16 protein-coding genes and 1 pseudogene are annotated in these 16,236 nt (G+C 55.4%); 5 read left to right on the top strand and 12 right to left on the bottom strand.

Going from position 1 to position 16,236, the window contains the following annotated elements:
- Nucleotides 1–24: 24 nt before the first annotated feature.
- The 3 genes from dxs to xseB are packed head-to-tail and all read right to left on the bottom strand — an operon-like array spanning nt 25 to nt 3,053.
- Nucleotides 25–1,887 (bottom strand): 1-deoxy-D-xylulose-5-phosphate synthase, encoded by a 1,863-nt coding sequence (gene dxs / locus OLG56_RS16355; RefSeq protein ID WP_000006777.1) that lies wholly within the window; start codon nt 1,885–1,887, stop codon nt 25–27.
- 23 nt (nt 1,888–1,910) lie between these two features.
- A complete protein-coding gene (gene ispA / locus OLG56_RS16350; protein ID WP_000348074.1) occupies nt 1,911–2,810 on the bottom strand; it encodes a (2E,6E)-farnesyl diphosphate synthase in 900 nt (299 codons plus the stop codon).
- Nucleotides 2,811–3,053: an exodeoxyribonuclease VII small subunit gene (xseB, locus tag OLG56_RS16345; protein WP_001124944.1), complete on the bottom strand. Its 243-nt coding sequence runs from the start codon at nt 3,051–3,053 to the stop codon at nt 2,811–2,813.
- 209 nt (nt 3,054–3,262) lie between these two features.
- Here xseB and thiI point away from each other — a divergent pair, with 209 nt between their 5' ends.
- Nucleotides 3,263–4,711, top strand: a complete 1,449-nt coding sequence (gene thiI, locus OLG56_RS16340) for a tRNA uracil 4-sulfurtransferase ThiI (RefSeq protein WP_000668648.1) — start codon at nt 3,263–3,265, stop codon at nt 4,709–4,711.
- A 43-nt stretch (nt 4,712–4,754) separates the two neighbouring features.
- Here thiI and phnV read toward each other — a convergent pair whose 3' ends face one another.
- The 5 genes from phnV to phnR all read right to left on the bottom strand — a co-directional run bounded on the left by phnV (nt 4,755) and on the right by phnR (nt 9,463).
- Nucleotides 4,755–5,552: a 2-aminoethylphosphonate ABC transport system, membrane component PhnV gene (gene phnV, locus OLG56_RS16335; RefSeq protein WP_000909790.1), complete on the bottom strand. Its 798-nt coding sequence runs from the start codon at nt 5,550–5,552 to the stop codon at nt 4,755–4,757.
- A 2-nt stretch (nt 5,553–5,554) separates the two neighbouring features.
- Nucleotides 5,555–6,415, bottom strand: a complete 861-nt coding sequence (phnU, locus tag OLG56_RS16330; RefSeq protein ID WP_000052716.1) for a 2-aminoethylphosphonate ABC transporter permease subunit — start codon at nt 6,413–6,415, stop codon at nt 5,555–5,557.
- Between the two features lie 2 nt (nt 6,416–6,417).
- On the bottom strand, nt 6,418–7,527 hold the full coding sequence (gene phnT, locus OLG56_RS16325; RefSeq protein WP_000928797.1) for a 2-aminoethylphosphonate ABC transport system ATP-binding subunit PhnT: 1,110 nt from the start codon (nt 7,525–7,527) through the stop codon (nt 6,418–6,420).
- A 5-nt stretch (nt 7,528–7,532) separates the two neighbouring features.
- Nucleotides 7,533–8,546: a 2-aminoethylphosphonate ABC transporter substrate-binding protein gene (phnS, locus tag OLG56_RS16320; RefSeq protein ID WP_207011569.1), complete on the bottom strand. Its 1,014-nt coding sequence runs from the start codon at nt 8,544–8,546 to the stop codon at nt 7,533–7,535.
- A gap of 197 nt (nt 8,547–8,743) precedes the next feature.
- Nucleotides 8,744–9,463: a phosphonate utilization transcriptional regulator PhnR gene (gene phnR, locus OLG56_RS16315; RefSeq protein ID WP_000836268.1), complete on the bottom strand. Its 720-nt coding sequence runs from the start codon at nt 9,461–9,463 to the stop codon at nt 8,744–8,746.
- A gap of 139 nt (nt 9,464–9,602) precedes the next feature.
- Between phnR and phnW the strand changes: the two genes are divergently transcribed.
- The 3 genes and pseudogenes from phnW to OLG56_RS22355 form a co-directional block, all read left to right on the top strand.
- The gene (gene phnW, locus OLG56_RS16310; RefSeq protein WP_000203956.1) at nt 9,603–10,706 is read left to right on the top strand and encodes a 2-aminoethylphosphonate--pyruvate transaminase; all 1,104 of its coding nucleotides are present in this window, start codon (nt 9,603–9,605) and stop codon (nt 10,704–10,706) included.
- Between the two features lie 9 nt (nt 10,707–10,715).
- The gene (gene phnX / locus OLG56_RS16305; protein WP_001530701.1) at nt 10,716–11,525 is read left to right on the top strand and encodes a phosphonoacetaldehyde hydrolase; all 810 of its coding nucleotides are present in this window, start codon (nt 10,716–10,718) and stop codon (nt 11,523–11,525) included.
- A 5-nt stretch (nt 11,526–11,530) separates the two neighbouring features.
- Nucleotides 11,531–11,613 (top strand): annotated as a pseudogene (locus OLG56_RS22355) (hypothetical protein); the annotation flags it as partial.
- Between the two features lie 8 nt (nt 11,614–11,621).
- Here the strand turns inward: OLG56_RS22355 and yajL are convergent.
- The gene (gene yajL, locus OLG56_RS16300; RefSeq protein ID WP_001275807.1) at nt 11,622–12,212 is read right to left on the bottom strand and encodes a protein deglycase YajL; all 591 of its coding nucleotides are present in this window, start codon (nt 12,210–12,212) and stop codon (nt 11,622–11,624) included.
- Nucleotides 12,175–13,086 (bottom strand): 2-dehydropantoate 2-reductase, encoded by a 912-nt coding sequence (gene panE, locus OLG56_RS16295; protein WP_000705816.1) that lies wholly within the window; start codon nt 13,084–13,086, stop codon nt 12,175–12,177. Before panE ends, yajL begins: the two co-directional genes overlap by 38 nt.
- Before the next feature lie 125 nt (nt 13,087–13,211).
- On the opposite strand from panE, the gene OLG56_RS16290 reads away from it, so the two are divergent.
- Nucleotides 13,212–13,703 carry a YajQ family cyclic di-GMP-binding protein gene (locus OLG56_RS16290; RefSeq protein ID WP_001138913.1) on the top strand — a complete coding sequence of 164 codons (492 nt, stop codon included), beginning with the start codon at nt 13,212–13,214 and terminating at the stop codon, nt 13,701–13,703.
- 46 nt (nt 13,704–13,749) lie between these two features.
- Here the strand turns inward: OLG56_RS16290 and OLG56_RS16285 are convergent, their stop codons facing one another.
- Nucleotides 13,750–15,114, bottom strand: coding sequence for an MFS transporter (locus OLG56_RS16285; protein ID WP_001000935.1), 1,365 nt, complete (start codon nt 15,112–15,114; stop codon nt 13,750–13,752).
- 220 nt (nt 15,115–15,334) lie between these two features.
- Nucleotides 15,335–16,225: a heme o synthase gene (gene cyoE, locus OLG56_RS16280; RefSeq protein ID WP_000971352.1), complete on the bottom strand. Its 891-nt coding sequence runs from the start codon at nt 16,223–16,225 to the stop codon at nt 15,335–15,337.
- Between the last annotated feature and the right edge of the window lie 11 nt (nt 16,226–16,236).

The following is a 16,236-nucleotide window of genomic DNA, read 5'->3' as shown; positions in this document are numbered from 1 at the left end:
AGCATAGCAGGAGCAAAGAGGGGATTATGCCAGCCAGGCCTTGATTTTGGCTTCAATGCCTGCGGCGTCGAGCCCCAGTTCCGCGCGGGCTTCTTCCTGCGTTCCTTGCGGGATAAAGAAATCCGGAAGACCGATATTCAGCACAGGTACAGGTTTACGATGGGCCATTAGCACTTCGTTTACGCCGCTGCCAGCGCCGCCCATAATGGCGTTTTCTTCCAGCGTCACCAGCGCGTCATGCTGCGCGGCCATCTCCAGAATTAACGTGTCGTCCAGCGGCTTAACAAAGCGCATGTCGACCAGCGTGGCGTTCAGCGCTTCGGCGACTTTCGCCGCCTCAGGCATTAAGGTGCCAAAGTTCAGAATCGCCAGTTTTTCGCCATGACGCTTTACAAGGCCTTTACCAATAGGCAGTTTTTCCAGCGGGGTTAGCGCCACGCCCTGCGCATTACCGCGTGGATAACGTACTGCCGTCGGGCCGTCGTTATAGTGATACCCGGTAAATAACATCTGGCGACATTCGTTTTCGTCGCTTGGCGTCATGATCACCATATCCGGGATGCAGCGCAGATAGGAGAGATCGAACGCGCCCTGGTGCGTTTGCCCATCCGCGCCAACGATACCGGCGCGATCGATGGCGAACATGACCGGCAGTTTCTGGATAGCGACGTCATGGATGACCTGATCGTAGGCGCGTTGCAGGAAAGTAGAGTAGATCGCCACGACGGGCTTATAGCCGCCAATCGCCAGGCCTGCGGCGAAGGTGACGGCATGCTGCTCGGCGATGGCGACGTCAAAATAGCGATCCGGGAATTTACGTGAAAATTCCACCATGCCGGAACCTTCGCGCATTGCCGGGGTGATCGCCATCAGCTTGCTGTCTTTGGCGGCGGTTTCACACAGCCAGTCACCGAAGATTTTTGAATAACCTGGCAGACCGCCGCTGCTTTTCGGCAAACATCCGCTGGAAGGATCAAATTTAGGCACCGCATGGAAAGTGATCGGATCTTTTTCCGCGGGCTCATAGCCGCGGCCTTTCTTGGTCATGATATGCAGGAACTGCGGGCCTTTCAGGTCGCGCATGTTCTTCAATGTGCTGATAAGCCCCATGACATCGTGACCATCGACCGGCCCGATGTAGTTAAAGCCCAGCTCTTCGAACAGTGTTCCCGGCACAACCATGCCTTTAATATGTTCTTCGGTACGCTTGAGCAGTTCTTTAATTGGCGGTACGCCGGAGAAGACCTTTTTTCCGCCTTCGCGTAGAGAAGAGTAAAGCTTACCGGAAAGTAGCTGCGCCAGATGGTTGTTGAGCGCGCCGACGTTTTCCGAAATTGACATTTCATTGTCGTTCAGAATGACCAGCATGTCGGGCCGGATATCGCCTGCGTGATTCATTGCTTCAAACGCCATACCGGCGGTGATGGCGCCGTCGCCAATCACACAGACGGTGCGGCGATCTTTGCCTTCTTTCTCCGCCGCTACGGCAATACCGATACCGGCGCTGATGGAGGTGGAGGAATGCCCAACGCTCAGCACATCGTATTCGCTTTCTCCGCGCCACGGGAACGGGTGCAGACCGCCTTTCTGGCGAATGGTGCCGATTTTGTCGCGACGACCGGTAAGGATTTTATGTGGATAAGCCTGGTGTCCAACATCCCAGATTAGCTGGTCAAACGGGGTGTTGTAGACATAATGCAGCGCCACGGTAAGTTCTACCGTGCCCAGCCCGGAAGCGAAGTGCCCGCTGGAACGGCTTACGCTGTCGAGTAAGTAGCGGCGTAGCTCGTCGCAGAGTTTCGGCAGACTCTCTTTCGGTAACAGTCGTAACTCCTGGGTGGAGTCGACCAATGCCAGGGTAGGGTATTTGGCTATATCAAAACTCATCGCAAGCTCATTGGATATGGGGTTTATTTATCACGCTGGATTATGTAGTTCGCTAGCGCTTCCAGTGCCGAGGTGTCCAGTGATTGCGCGGCCAGCTGATGTAACGACTGACGGGCGTCCTCTATCAGGTCCCGGGCTTTATTCCGGGCTTGCTCAAGACCCAGAAGTGCAGGGTAGGTACTTTTGCCAAGCTGCTGGTCTGCGCCCTGACGTTTACCTAACGTTGCAGTATCGCCCACCACATCCAGAATGTCATCCTGAACCTGGAAGGCAAGGCCGATACTCTCTGCATAGCGGTCAAGTATCGGCAGAGTATTCCGTCCTTTATCGCCCGCGCTCAACGCGCCAAGTCTAACGGCGGCGCGAATGAGCGCGCCGGTCTTATGGCGATGAATGCGTTCCAGCGCGTCCAGAGTGATCCGCTGGCCTTCTGCCGCCAGATCCAATGCCTGACCGCCGCACATACCGGCGATGCCGCTGGCGTTCGCCAGTTCGGCGATCATCGCGATACGATCGCGATCGGCGACTTCCGGCATCGGCGCGTCGCTGATAATGGCAAACGCCAGCGTTTGCAACGCGTCTCCCGCCAGGATTGCGTTGGCTTCGCCAAATTTAATATGGCAAGTCGGCAGGCCGCGACGCAAATCGTCATCGTCCATTGCTGGCAGGTCGTCATGGATCAGCGAATAGGCATGAATGCATTCGACCGCCGCAGCTGGCGCATCCAGCGTTGCCGTACTGACGCCAAACATTTGACCGGTGGCGTAAACCAGAAATGGCCGCAGGCGTTTACCGCCTAATAATGCGCCATACTGCATGGCTTCGACCACGGGAGTGTTCTGAAAGGGCAGTGGCGCGATAAAACGGCTCAGCGCCTGATTCGCTTGCGTTACGCAAGCCTGTAGCTGCTGCGTAAAGTCCATTTACTCATTATCCGCGATAAAAGGCTCAGGTGAAGCCTCTTCATTATCAGACAGCAAAATTTGCACGCGCTGTTCCGCCTGCTGCAGTTTTGCCTGCCCCTGACGCGCCAGTTGTACGCCGCGCTCGAATTCATTCAGCGCGTCTTCCAGCGGCAAATCGCCGCTTTCCAGGCGGGTAACAATATGTTCCAGCTCGCTCAGCGCAGTTTCAAAGCTGGCGGGCGCCTCATTTTTCTTCGGCATGATGACTGTTTGACTCTCTGTAATGGCAGCACAAGTCTATGGTAACGGACTCACACTGATAAGCAAATAACGCGCAATGGTAAGGGGAAATGCGCAAGATGTCCGTGATAGTGATATACTTCCGCGCCTGGATGCAGCCGTAGGTATGGGCTGCTGTACTATTTCTCCACGACAAGCCTTAGATAGCTTGCTAAAGAACCATTGCCGCCATGAAGTTTATCATTAAATTGTTCCCGGAAATCACTATCAAAAGCCAATCTGTGCGTTTGCGCTTTATAAAAATTTTAACCGGGAACATCCGTAACGTTTTAAAGCACTACGATGAGACCCTCGCGGTTGTCCGTCACTGGGATAACATTGAAGTTCGCGCCAAAGATGAAAACCAGCGTCTGGCGATTCGCGACGCGCTGACCCGCATTCCGGGGATTCACCATATTCTTGAAGTCGAAGATGTGCCGTTCACCGATATGCACGACATTTTCGAGAAAGCGTTGGCGCAGTATCGCGAGCAGCTTGAAGGCAAAACCTTCTGCGTGCGCGTAAAACGTCGCGGTAAGCATGAGTTTAGCTCCATTGAGGTGGAGCGCTATGTCGGCGGCGGATTAAATCAGCATATTGAATCGGCGCGCGTGAAGCTCACTAACCCGGATGTGACGGTGCATCTGGAAGTGGAAGATGATCGCCTGCTGCTGATCAAAGGGCGTTATGAAGGTATTGGCGGTTTCCCGATTGGCACCCAGGAAGATGTGCTGTCGCTGATCTCCGGCGGTTTTGACTCCGGCGTCTCCAGCTATATGCTGATGCGTCGCGGCTGCCGCGTACACTACTGCTTCTTTAACCTCGGCGGCGCGGCGCATGAAATCGGCGTTCGCCAGGTGGCGCATTACCTGTGGAACCGCTTTGGCAGCTCCCATCGCGTGCGTTTTGTGGCGATTAACTTCGAACCGGTGGTCGGCGAGATTCTGGAGAAAGTTGACGACGGCCAGATGGGCGTGGTGCTCAAACGTATGATGGTACGCGCGGCGTCGAAAGTGGCGGAACGTTACGGCGTACAGGCACTGGTGACCGGCGAAGCGCTGGGCCAGGTATCCAGCCAGACGCTAACCAACTTGCGCTTGATCGATAACGTATCTGACACGCTGATCTTGCGCCCGCTGATCTCTTACGATAAAGAGCACATTATCAACCTGGCGCGCCAGATTGGTACGGAAGATTTTGCCCGTACGATGCCGGAATACTGTGGCGTGATTTCAAAAAGTCCGACGGTGAAAGCCATTAAAGCGAAAATTGAAGCCGAAGAAGAAAATTTCGACTTCAGTATTCTCGATAAGGTGGTAGAAGAAGCGAACAACGTCGATATTCGTGAAATCGCCCAGCAGACCCAGCAGGAGGTGGTGGAAGTAGAAACCGTGAGCGGTTTTGGCGCCAACGATGTGATTCTGGATATCCGTTCTGTCGACGAGCAGGATGACAAGCCGCTGAAAGTGGAAGGCGTCGACGTCGTTTCGCTGCCTTTCTACAAGCTGAGTACTAAATTTGGCGACCTCGATCAGAGCAAAACTTGGCTGCTATGGTGCGAACGCGGCGTAATGAGTCGCCTGCAGGCGCTCTATCTGCGCGAGCAGGGGTTTGCCAATGTGAAGGTGTATCGTCCGTAATTCCTTTGCCGGGTGGCGGCTATGTCCTACCCGGCCTACCGTTTTATTTGTGCCCCAACCGTTTTGCAATGCGCTCCAGCTTCATCATCAGCAGCAGCGTAATGGCCACCAGCACAATGGTCAGCGCCGCGCCGTCGGCGATATTTCCACGGTCGGTCAGGCTAAAGATAGCCACCGGTAGCGTCGTCCAGCCCGGCGGATAAATCATCATTGTCGCGCCCAACTCCCCCATGGAGAGCGATAAACTCAGCGCCAGCGCTGACATCATCCACGGCATCAATAACGGCAACGTCACGTGACGCAGACGATACCAGGGCGATGCCCCCAGACTCGACGCGACGTTTTCAATATCGGCGGAAATTCGCGCCAGTCCGGTCGACACGTTACTGAAGGTAAAGGCGGAAATCAGCACAAAGTGCGCTGTCAGCACAATCCATAGGGTGCCGTTCATTTGCAATGGCCCCTGGCTGAAAGCAACCAGAATGCCCAGGCCCACGGACACTGACGGAATCGCACTCGGCAGATAGAACACCATACTTAACCATTTCTGCGTTTTCACCCCATATTGACGCAGCGCCAGCGCCGCCCAAACGCCGCAAAGCAGCGCAAACAGGCTGGCGCAAAAGCCAATCGTGAGGCTGGCAAGTAGGGCGTCCCATGCCGCACCGTGCAGAGCGTTAACAAAGTGGTTCAGCGTGAAGCCACTCGGCAGAATACCGTTCCACTGCTGGCTAAGGCTGGACATCAGAATCACCGCCAGCGGCAGGAAAAAGAACACGATAAACAGTACGCTAGCCACAACGCCCGCCGCTGCGCGTCCTTTAGGTGACCAAATTAGCATGGCTAGCTCCTTACGCCGGTACGCGATGCCGCCAGGCGATAGAGGGAGAACAGCCCCAGCGACAAAACAATGTTAATCAACGCAATCATGCAGGCGACCGTATAGTCGGACTCCAGAATCGCTTTGCTGTAAACCATCATCGGCAGGGTGTTAACCCCTTTCGCGCCAATAAACAGTACGATGCCAAACTCGTTAGTGGTCAACAGCAGGCACAGGCTGCCACCAGCCATCAGCGCCGGTAGCGCCGCCGGGAAAATCACCTGCCCAATCACCCGTAACGGGTGCGCCCCCAGAATGCTGGCTGCTTCTAGCTGGCTTTTATCAATTTGCCGCAGCGCGGCCATCAGTGGCCGCATCACCAGCGGAGTGAACACCGTGATCTCCGCCAGAATGACGCCCTGCATCGAGTAGAGAAAATCTACCGGCGGTAGCTCAAAGGCAAACAGGCTCATCAGCGTACCGTTGAGCAGACCCGCTGACCCATAAATAAAGGTGAACGCCAGCGTAATCAGGAAGGTCGGCAGCGCAATAAAAGTATCGACGACCCGACCAATCAACTCGCTGCCGGGGAAAGGAATAAACACCAGAATCAGCGACATCACGCTGCCCAGCAGCAGGCAACCGGCGGTGGCGAAAAAGGCGATTTGCAACGTGTTCAGCAACGCGCCGACAAAGCGTTTCGAGTCGACCACCTGGCGGAAGGTCTCGAGCCCGATCTCGCCATTGGCACCGCGTAGCGCCTGTTCAACGATGAGCGACAGAGGCCAGAAAAACAGCGTCGCCAGCACCAGCAACGGGAGCAGCAGCCACAGCAGCGGGCGTAGGTTAAGCGCCGGTTTTTCCAGTGGTAAAATGAGTGACATGGTTATACCTCAATCAGGACCGCATCATCCGGTTCGAACCACAGCGCCAGCTTGTCGCCCACGCGCGGCAGTGGATTGACATGCGTCAACACCATCCGCACCGTTTCGCCAGCAACGTCACACAACAGATGGGTTAAATCGCCCTGCCAGTGCACCGATTGCAGTGTGGCGGTGAAGCGGTTGCTGTAGGCCGAACGCGGCGTCAGGCTGAGGTGCTGAGGACGAATGCACAGCAGTTTGTTGTAACCGTGGTGGCTGCCCCGGCTGAACGCGCGAATCACCGCACCGCCGCAGCTGACGTCCACCAGCCCCGGAATCTCCGTTATCCCCAGCGCAATGGCGGAGAGAATATTGGCGCGACCTAAGAATTCGGCGGCAAAACGATTGGGCGGATGCTGATATAGCGCGCGGGTTTCGCCGTGAGCAATCAGCGAGCCATCCTTCATAATGCCGATTTTATCGGCCAGGGTGAGCGCTTCCGTTTGATCGTGGGTAACGTAGAGAATAGTGAGTTCCGGCAGCTCACGGTGAAGACGGGCGATTTCTTCCACCATATTATGACGAATCTGTGCGTCCAGCGCTGACAGTGGTTCATCCAGCAACAGCACGCGCGGGCGCACGGCAATCGCGCGGGCGATGGCCACGCGTTGCTGCTGGCCGCCGGAAAGTTGATGCGGATAACGGGTGGCGTAATCACTCATGCCAACCGTTTTCAGCGCCTGCGTGACACGCTCATTAATTAGCGCCTTTGGCTGCTTCTGCGCACGCAGACCAAAAGCGACGTTGTCTTCCACTTTCAGATGCGGGAACAAGGCGTAGTTCTGCACCACCATCGCCAACCCGCGTTTATAGGGTGGCAGATGGGTGACGTCCGTATCGCCAATCAGAATACGACCGCCTGCAGGTTGCACAAAGCCCGCAACCGCACGCAGCACCGTCGTTTTTCCAGATCCTGATGGGCCAATCAGCGCCAGCACTTCGCCAGGTTCAATCGTCAAAGAGAGCGGTTTAAGCACCACGTTGCCGTGATACGCAACGCGCAGCGAGTCGAGGACTATCCCCGATGTCCCCTGCGATGCAGGGGCGTGAACGGCGGTCGTTTTCATCAGCATCAGGCTTACTCGCTTTCGGTCACTTTGTGCCAACGGCTAATATCTGCCGACAGCGAAACGGCTACGTCATCCCAATTGGGCTGCCAGCTCTGCACGCCTTCTAACGCGGCAGTGGCGGCCTTGTAATGTTCGTCGCTCGGCGTCACGTCGCTGCGTACTGGCATTCCCCAGGAGAGTTCGCTGACGCGAGTCTGCGCTTCTTTACTCAGCAGGAAGTTAATCAGCTTTTTACCGTTTTCACTCTGCGGCGCCCCCTGGACCAGGCCAATGACATAAGGGATGGCCAGCGCGCTGCGCTCGCCTTTGTCGTTGGCCGGCCAGAAGATTTTCACGTTCGGGTTACGTTCCATCTGCGCGAGGTTCATTTGCAGGTCGCCGTTAGCGACGTAGATTTCACCTTTATTAACCAGCGCGGTTAGCTTGCCGGTAGAGGCAGATGGCCCGACGTTATTGGCCTGCAGCTTGCCGAGATACGCAAAACCGGCATCTTTACTGCCGAAGCTGTGGAAAGCCTGCAGCATTACCGCCGTGCCGTCAGCGGCCTGACCTGGCGTGGAATACTGGAGTTTATTTTTGAATTTACCGTCAAGCAGATCCTGCCAGCTCGCCGGGGCAGTTTTCAGCAGCTTGCTGTTGTAGATAAAGCTCAGATAGTTCTTTACCAGCGGCGAATAAAGGTTGTTGGCATCGGGGATAGCCGATGCGGCGTCGGTGTTAAAGTTCGCCAGCAGCTTTTCGGCGGCGGCGCGCTGAATGAATGGCGGCGCGGTTACCAGCACGTCGGCTTGTGGATTCGTACGCTCTTTTGCCAGACGTTCCACTACCACGCCACCACCGCCTTCAACATAGCGTACGGTAATGCCGGTCGCTTTAGTGAATGCGTCAAACTGCACCTGGTACCAGCTGTTATCGCCATCGTGCAGCCCGTCGATGGAGTACACCGTGACCACTGATTCCGCCCATGACGGGGCGCTGGCGAGAGCGAAGACAGACAGCAGAGTAAGTCGGGAAAGTTTCATCGTAATAGCCTCATAGCGTACGTTGCATTTTCTGGCCTATACCAGGTTTGCTTTTTACGCTAAACGGCTTATGTGACAAAACGATGAAAGAGAAATAAATCAGTCCACGCCGGAGGATGCTGCGCTTATCCGGATAGCCGTGAGACGATACGATTGACAGGCCGGATAAGGCTCGCAGCCAACATCCGGCGCATCCGCTAGTGGGTATCTACCTCAATACGCAGGCTGTCGTGACGCCAGTATTCGATATCCAGATCCAGCACTCGCCCGTGTTGATCGTAGTTCAGACGGCGCAGCAACAGCGCCGGGCGTCCTTCCATAACTCCCAGCGCCTGTGCGGCCTGCGCAGGCATGGCGGTGGGGTAGAACGACAGATGCATGCTGGTATAGACGAGGTTGTAGTGCGACTCGTATACCTCGGTCAGGCTGCCGTTGAGATCGTACTGCAGCAGCTCAGGCACGCGGGCGGGCAAACAATGGTTTTCGCAGTAGCACACGGCGCGGCCATCGGCGTAACGCAGACGGGTCAGCAGATAGATTTGATCAAACGGCTGGAGCTGGAGGGGCTCCATGACCTCGACAGGCACTGTGGTTAACACGCCGCTCAGTAGCGCGGTTTTTGGCTCCCGCCCCTGCTCGCGGCAAAGCTTATGGAAGTTGGTGTTCTGGGTCGGATCCAGCCACAGGCGTTCCGGCGTAACGAACCAACCGCGACGATCGGCGCGCCAGATAAGCCCACTGGACTCCAGCTGCGCCAGGCTTTCGCGAATAGTAATGCGCGTGGTGTTGAAGATCGCGCACAGTTCGCGTTCAGACGGCAGTTTATCACCGCTTTTCAACGCACCGCTCTGAATACGCGCCTGAAGCTGCGCCTTGATCAACAGGTACTGCGGGATATCGCCCGGGATAGATTTCATGCTTACTCGCTTCCGTTTTGCCTGCCGCCATTATACAAGCAGAGATGAATTTTTTGTTGCAGCGCGATTTTCTCTTTGACCCGTCGCGGCAAAGATCGTCATGATAAATGCAATCTGGTATAGACCAAAGGTAAATAACATGACTTCGCGTAACTATCTGCTGCTGACTCCTGGCCCGCTCACCACCTCTCGCACCGTGAAAGAAGCGATGTTGTTCGATAGCTGTACCTGGGATGATGATTACAATATCGGCGTGGTAGAACAGATCCGCCAGCAGTTGACCGCACTGGCAACGGCCTCCGAAGGCTACACCTCCGTACTGCTGCAAGGCAGCGGCAGCTATGCTGTGGAAGCCGTACTGGGCAGCGCATTGGGGCCGCAGGATAAGGTGCTGATCGTCAGCAACGGTGCATACGGCGCACGAATGGTCGAGATGGCCGGCCTTATGGGTATCGCCCATCACGCTTACGACTGCGGCGAAGTTGCGCGCCCGGACGTGCAGGCGATCGACGCGATCCTCAACGCCGACCCGACGATCAGCCATATCGCCATGGTGCATAGCGAAACGACCACCGGGATGCTCAACCCCATTGATGAGGTGGGCGCTCTGGCGCATCGCTATGGCAAAACCTACATCGTTGACGCCATGAGCAGCTTCGGCGGCATCCCCATGGATATTGCAGCATTACACATCGATTATCTGATCAGCTCCGCCAATAAATGCATTCAGGGCGTGCCGGGTTTTGCTTTCGTGATTGCCCGCGAGCAAAAACTGGCCGCGTGCAAAGGGCGTTCCCGCTCGCTGTCGTTAGATCTCTACGCCCAGTGGCGCTGCATGGAGGATAACCACGGCAAATGGCGTTTTACTTCGCCCACTCATACCGTCCTGGCGTTTGCCCAGGCGTTGAAAGAGCTGGCGGAAGAAGGTGGCGTGGCGGCACGTCATCAACGCTATCAGCAAAATCAGCGCAGCCTGGTGGCCGGAATGCGGGCGCTGGGCTTTAACACGCTGCTGGATGACGAACTTCATTCGCCCATTATCACCGCCTTTTATTCACCGGAAGACCCGCAGTATCGCTTTAGCGAATTTTATCGCCGCCTCAAAGAGCAGGGCTTTGTTATCTATCCAGGCAAAGTGTCGCAAAGCGACTGCTTTCGCATCGGCAACATTGGTGAAGTATATGCCGCCGATATCACTGCCCTGCTGACCGCCATTCGTACCGCCATGTACTGGACGAAATAAGGAACCATGATGAACCGTATTCACGCTGTTATTCTCGACTGGGCGGGCACCACCGTCGATTTTGGCTCCTTCGCGCCGACGCAAATTTTCGTCGAGGCGTTCCGTCAGGCATTTGATGTGGAGATCACCCTCGCCGAAGCACGCGTGCCAATGGGGCTGGGTAAATGGCAACACATTGAAGCGCTGGGAAAATTACCTGCTGTTGACGCGCGCTGGCAGGCAAAGTTTGGCCGCTCCATGAGTGCAGCAGATATTGATGCCATCTATGCCGCCTTCATGCCGTTACAGATTGCTAAAGTTGTCGATTTTTCTTCTCCTATTGCCGGAGTTATCGACACGATCGCGGCGCTACGAGCCGAGGGCATTAAGATAGGCTCCTGCTCCGGTTACCCACGAGCGGTGATGGAGCGCCTGGTCCCCGCCGCCGCTGAGCATGGTTATCGTCCGGATCATTGGGTGGCAACGGACGACCTGGCCGCGGGTGGTCGCCCGGGGCCGTGGATGGCGCTGCAAAACGTGATTGCGCTGGGCATTGATGCGGTCGCGCACTGTGTGAAGGTAGATGATGCCGCGCCGGGCATTAGCGAGGGGCTTAACGCGGGTATGTGGACGGTGGGGCTGGCGGTATCGGGTAACGAATTCGGCGCAACATGGGACGCCTATCAAACAATGTCGAAAGAGGACGTTGCGGTCCGCCGCGAGCACGCGGCCAGCAAGCTGTACGCCGCCGGGGCGCATTACGTGGTGGATTCACTGGCGGATTTACCTGGGGTGATTGCGCATATTAATGCGCGTCTGGCGCAGGGCGAACGCCCGTAAAATAACTGCCGGATGGCGCTGCCGCTTATTCGGCCTACAGACTGTACCGTTTTGTAGGCCGGATAAGGTGTTTACGCCGCCATCCGGCAATCATTCTTATTCGTAGTAGTTATAAATCCCCGCCGCCATCACCAGTTGCGAAGCCACTTCATGCGCTTTTTCACGACCAGCCAACAGGTCGATGATTTTCAAGCCAAAATCGATAGCGGTACCCGGTCCCTGGCTGGTTAATAATTTTACCCGCGCATCCCACACCACACGCTTATCCTGCCACTGTTCAGCGGGGATCTTATCTTTCAGCGCCGGAAAACCGGTCATATTGCCGATAGGGAAGATATCGTGCGGCACGAGCACTGTGGCGGCTGCGGCGCAAATGGCTGCGACAATGCGCCCGGAGCGGTGAAACTGTTTTACGGTTTCGACCAGCAGCGGGCTGTCGCGAAAGCACTCGGCGCCTTTAATTCCGCCGGGCAACACGATGATGTCATAATCGCCGTCGGCAACTTCAACCAGCGGCGCATCCGCCAGCAGCTTTACACCGCGCGAGCAGACAATCGTCAGGTTGCCATCGCTGGCGACGCTGGCGGTAGTGACGTGGATTCCGCCGCGAACCAGCAGATCGATAGTGGTGACCGCTTCGGTCTCTTCACTACCAGGGGCGAGGCATACCAGTGCCTGAGCGCTCATACTCACTCTCCTTTCGCTTTACCATTTCAAACAGGCGGCTATTTTCCGGAACGGCGAGACCGTGCACGCGGGCGCGCTTGAGTAAATAACCGGTGATGTAGTCAATTTCGGTATGGCGCATGGCGCGCACGTCCTGCAACATGGATGAGATGTTTTCTGCCGTACTGTCAATCACTTGCTCAACATAATAGCGTAAATCGTCTGCCGATGTGTGGTAGCCTTCACGTTCAATCACGGCGGCGACCTCTTCGCAAATCGCGTTGATTTCATCAGTATGATGGCGCAGCTCGCCGTTCGGGCAGTTCCAAAGCGCGGTGAGCGGGTTGATAACACAGTTGACCGCCAGTTTGCGCCACATCTCTGCGCGGATATTGTTATGCCAGGCGACATCGGGCAGTACCCCCTGCAGGATATCGGCGAGATAACTGTAATCGCCGTCTTGCTCGCGTGCCGGGCCAATATGCGTAGTACCGTTAGCGACATGAATAATGATATTACCGTCGCGGCGCGCAGCATGGGTGATAGTCCCCATCAACATCGGCTGTTGGATATTTTGCAGTTCTTCTATGGTTCCCATTCCATTATGAATGAGCAGGATAGGCGACGTCACCGGTAGGGTTGACGCCAGAGTTCGTACTGCGTCGGAAACCTGCCACGCTTTCAGCGTGACTAATAACAGTTCGCTCTTCGCCAAAAAATCCGGATCGTTTGCCGTCAGTGATTCGTTGAAAAAGGAACCATCGGTATCGATCAGATTTACGCTGCAATAAGGTTGTGGCACCCGTAGCCAGCCCTGTACGTCATGTCCGTGTTTGCACAGTGCCGAAAGCCAAAGTTGTCCTAAGGCTCCGCATCCCAGTACAGTAATTTTCATTGTTCCTCCTCACCTGCAACAGCGCCAGGTGTTATGGCGCTAATTATAGCGTCATCAGCTAAGCTTCTCGTTAAGCCTCGTTGCAGGTATTATGCAACGCAACGAAAATGAAGGGAGAAGAAAAGATGCCATCTTTCGATATTGTTTCTGAAGTTGATCTGCAGGAAGCGCGTAACGGCGTGGATAACGCGGTTCGCGAGGTTGAGTCTCGTTTTGACTTTCGTGGCGTAGAGGCGACTATTGAACTGAACGATGCCAATAAAACCATCAAGGTGCTGAGCGAGTCCGATTTCCAGGTCAATCAGTTGCTCGATATTCTGCGCGCCAAGCTGCTTAAACGCGGTATTGAAGGCGCTTCGCTGGATGTACCGGACGAGTTCGTGCATAGCGGTAAAACCTGGTATGTGGAAGCGAAGCTGAAGCAGGGCATTGAAAGCGCCGTGCAGAAGAAAATCGTCAAGCTGATTAAAGACAGCAAACTGAAGGTGCAGGCGCAAATTCAGGGGGAAGAGATTCGCGTGACGGGCAAATCACGTGACGATCTGCAATCGGTAATGGCGCTGGTTCGCGGCGGCGATTTGGGCCAGCCGTTCCAGTTCAAAAACTTCCGCGATTAAGTTGTTATGCCGGATAGAGCTTCGTCGCCATCCGGCAATGCTGCATTCATCCTTTGCTGATAAGCTGTTCAACTTCAAAGCGATTGGTCACTTTGCTGTCGATTTTGACGTAAGCGGAATGCTCTTCCGCCACGATCAGCGCTTCGCTTACGCCTTTCATTGCCAACAGTCGCTGTTTTAGCCTGTCGTCAGCAACGATATCCGCTGGAATTTCCACACGCAGGCTGCTGACATAGGGCGGCTCTTTCATGGTACTTGCCACCGCCAGCCATACCATCGCCAGTACGGCCCCGGCAAGAAAAACGGTTTGCCCATCAAACGTGCCGTCTATCCAGCCGCCCAGCGAGCCGCCAAGCGCCACGCCAAGAAACTGACTGGTAGAATAGACGCCCATCGCCGTTCCTTTATACCCCGCGGGCGACTCTTTGCTAATCAGCGAAGGCAGCAGCGCCTCCATCAGATTAAAGGCGAGGAAAAAGAGTTGTACGCCAATCACCAGCTCCCAGAAATGCTGGCCCGCTCCCCATAACACGATTTCTGCGACGATAATGAGCCCCACGCAGAACAGGAATACCTGCTTCATCCGCCGTTTGACTTCAGCATAGATAATAAAAGGCACGACGGCGGCAAAGGCGATCACCATGGTTGCCAGATACACCTTCCAGTGTTCGGCGGCAGGAAAACCGGCATCGGCAAGCTGGCCGGGCAGGGCGACAAAGGTGGACATCAATAAAATATGCAGACACATAATGCCGAAATTGAGCTTGAGCAGCCTCGGCTCCGCCAGCACTTTACTGAAGCTGCCTTTGACCATCCCGGATTCGCGATTCAGCACATGGTTGGTACTGTTGGGAACCACCCAGATCGTCAGAAGAATGCCCAGGGTGGCGAGGGCGGCGATCATCCAGAACAACGCGTTCAATCCCAGACTATGGGTAACGATCGGCCCTAATACCATCGCAATCGCGAAGGTGATACCAAAGCTGACGCCGATAAACGCCATCGCTTTGGTACGGTTTTGCTCTCGGGTCAGGTCAGACAGGAGCGCCATGACGGCGGCGGCAATAGCGCCGGACCCCTGTAGCGCTCGCCCCAGAATAATGCCCCAGATTGAGTGGGAGAGCGCGGCAATGACGCTACCCGCGACAAATACCGCCAGTCCGCCGACAATCAGTGGTTTACGGCCAATGCGGTCGGACAGCAGCCCAAAGGGAATTTGAAAGATAGCCTGCGCCAGCCCGTAAATGCCGATCGCAATGCCGATTAATGCTTCGCTGGCGCCCTGTAGCGCCATACCGTATGTGGTCAGTACCGGTAGAACCATAAACATGCCCAGCATACGCAACGAAAAGACGGTCCCTAAACCCCATGTGGCACGCAGCTCCCCTGGCGTCATTTTATAATCGTTCATTGCCACCTCTGTATGAAATTCGCACCTAGTGTAAAGCGCCAGGTTGGTTGGGTAAATATGCGCTTTATTAACAAATGTTGTGGTGGTGAGGGTAGGCCACGAGAGACGAAAAATGCCGGATGGCGATACTCACGTCGCTTATCCGGCCTACAGGTAACGTGCTTTTGTAGGCCGGATAAGGCATAAGCCGCCATCCGGCATAGAAGAGGTGACGATGAACTTACCAGACGTAAGTCAGCAGATTCTGCGAATTCGGCACCATAAAATCAACGGACATCATGATACTCAGCGCGGTAATCGCAATGATAGAGAAGCCGAACAGCTTGCGCGCCCAGACCTTATCATCTTCCACTTTGTAACCGCGTAGCGCCATGCCGAGCCACCAAACGCTGACCGCCGCGGCGACCACCAGGTATTTGTAACCGGCATAACCGCCCAACGTGAGCATTAGCGTTGCAACGGCAAACGCAATGATGTACAGCGTGATGTGGTTTTTAGCGACTGAGATTCCTTTTACCACCGGCAGAACCGGGATATTGGCCGCCTGATAGTCCTTAAAGCGGAAAATGGCGATGGCGTAAGAGTGCGGCATCTGCCAGAGGCTGAAAATAGCCAACAGGATCGCCGCGCCGCTGTCAAAGTCGCCCGTTACGGCACAGTAGCCAATCACCGGCGGCGCTGCGCCGGAGAGAGAACCAATCAGCGTTCCGTAGACGGAGTGACGCTTCATGTACAAGCTGTACACGCCAACATAGACCACGAAGCCCATCACCCCCAGCCAGCAGGCCAGAGGATTAGCGCCAAACCACAGCAGCATAAAGCCAGCAATACCCAGCAGGGTGGCGTATACCAGCGAGACGCCAGGAGAAATCAGGCCTTTGACCAGCACCCGATTCTTGGTCCTTTCCATCTTCCTGTCGATATCCCTGTCGATGTAGTTGTTAAATACACAACCCGACGCCACAACCAGTGACACCCCGACCAGCGTATAAATGAACAGGGGATAGTCAATGCTGCCCTTTGAGGCCAGCAGAAATCCCCCGATCACCGAGATCAGGTTGCCAAAGATGATGCCTGGTTTCGTTACTTGCAGGTATTGCTTAAACATCATACTCGCCGCTC

Origin of the sequence: Salmonella sp. 2018103 (assembly GCF_026247685.1) — a bacterium.
Classification (GTDB): Bacteria; Pseudomonadota; Gammaproteobacteria; order Enterobacterales; family Enterobacteriaceae; genus Salmonella; species Salmonella enterica.
The sequence above is the reverse complement of the archived record's forward strand: the minus strand, read 5'-3'. Positions and strand labels throughout refer to the sequence as shown.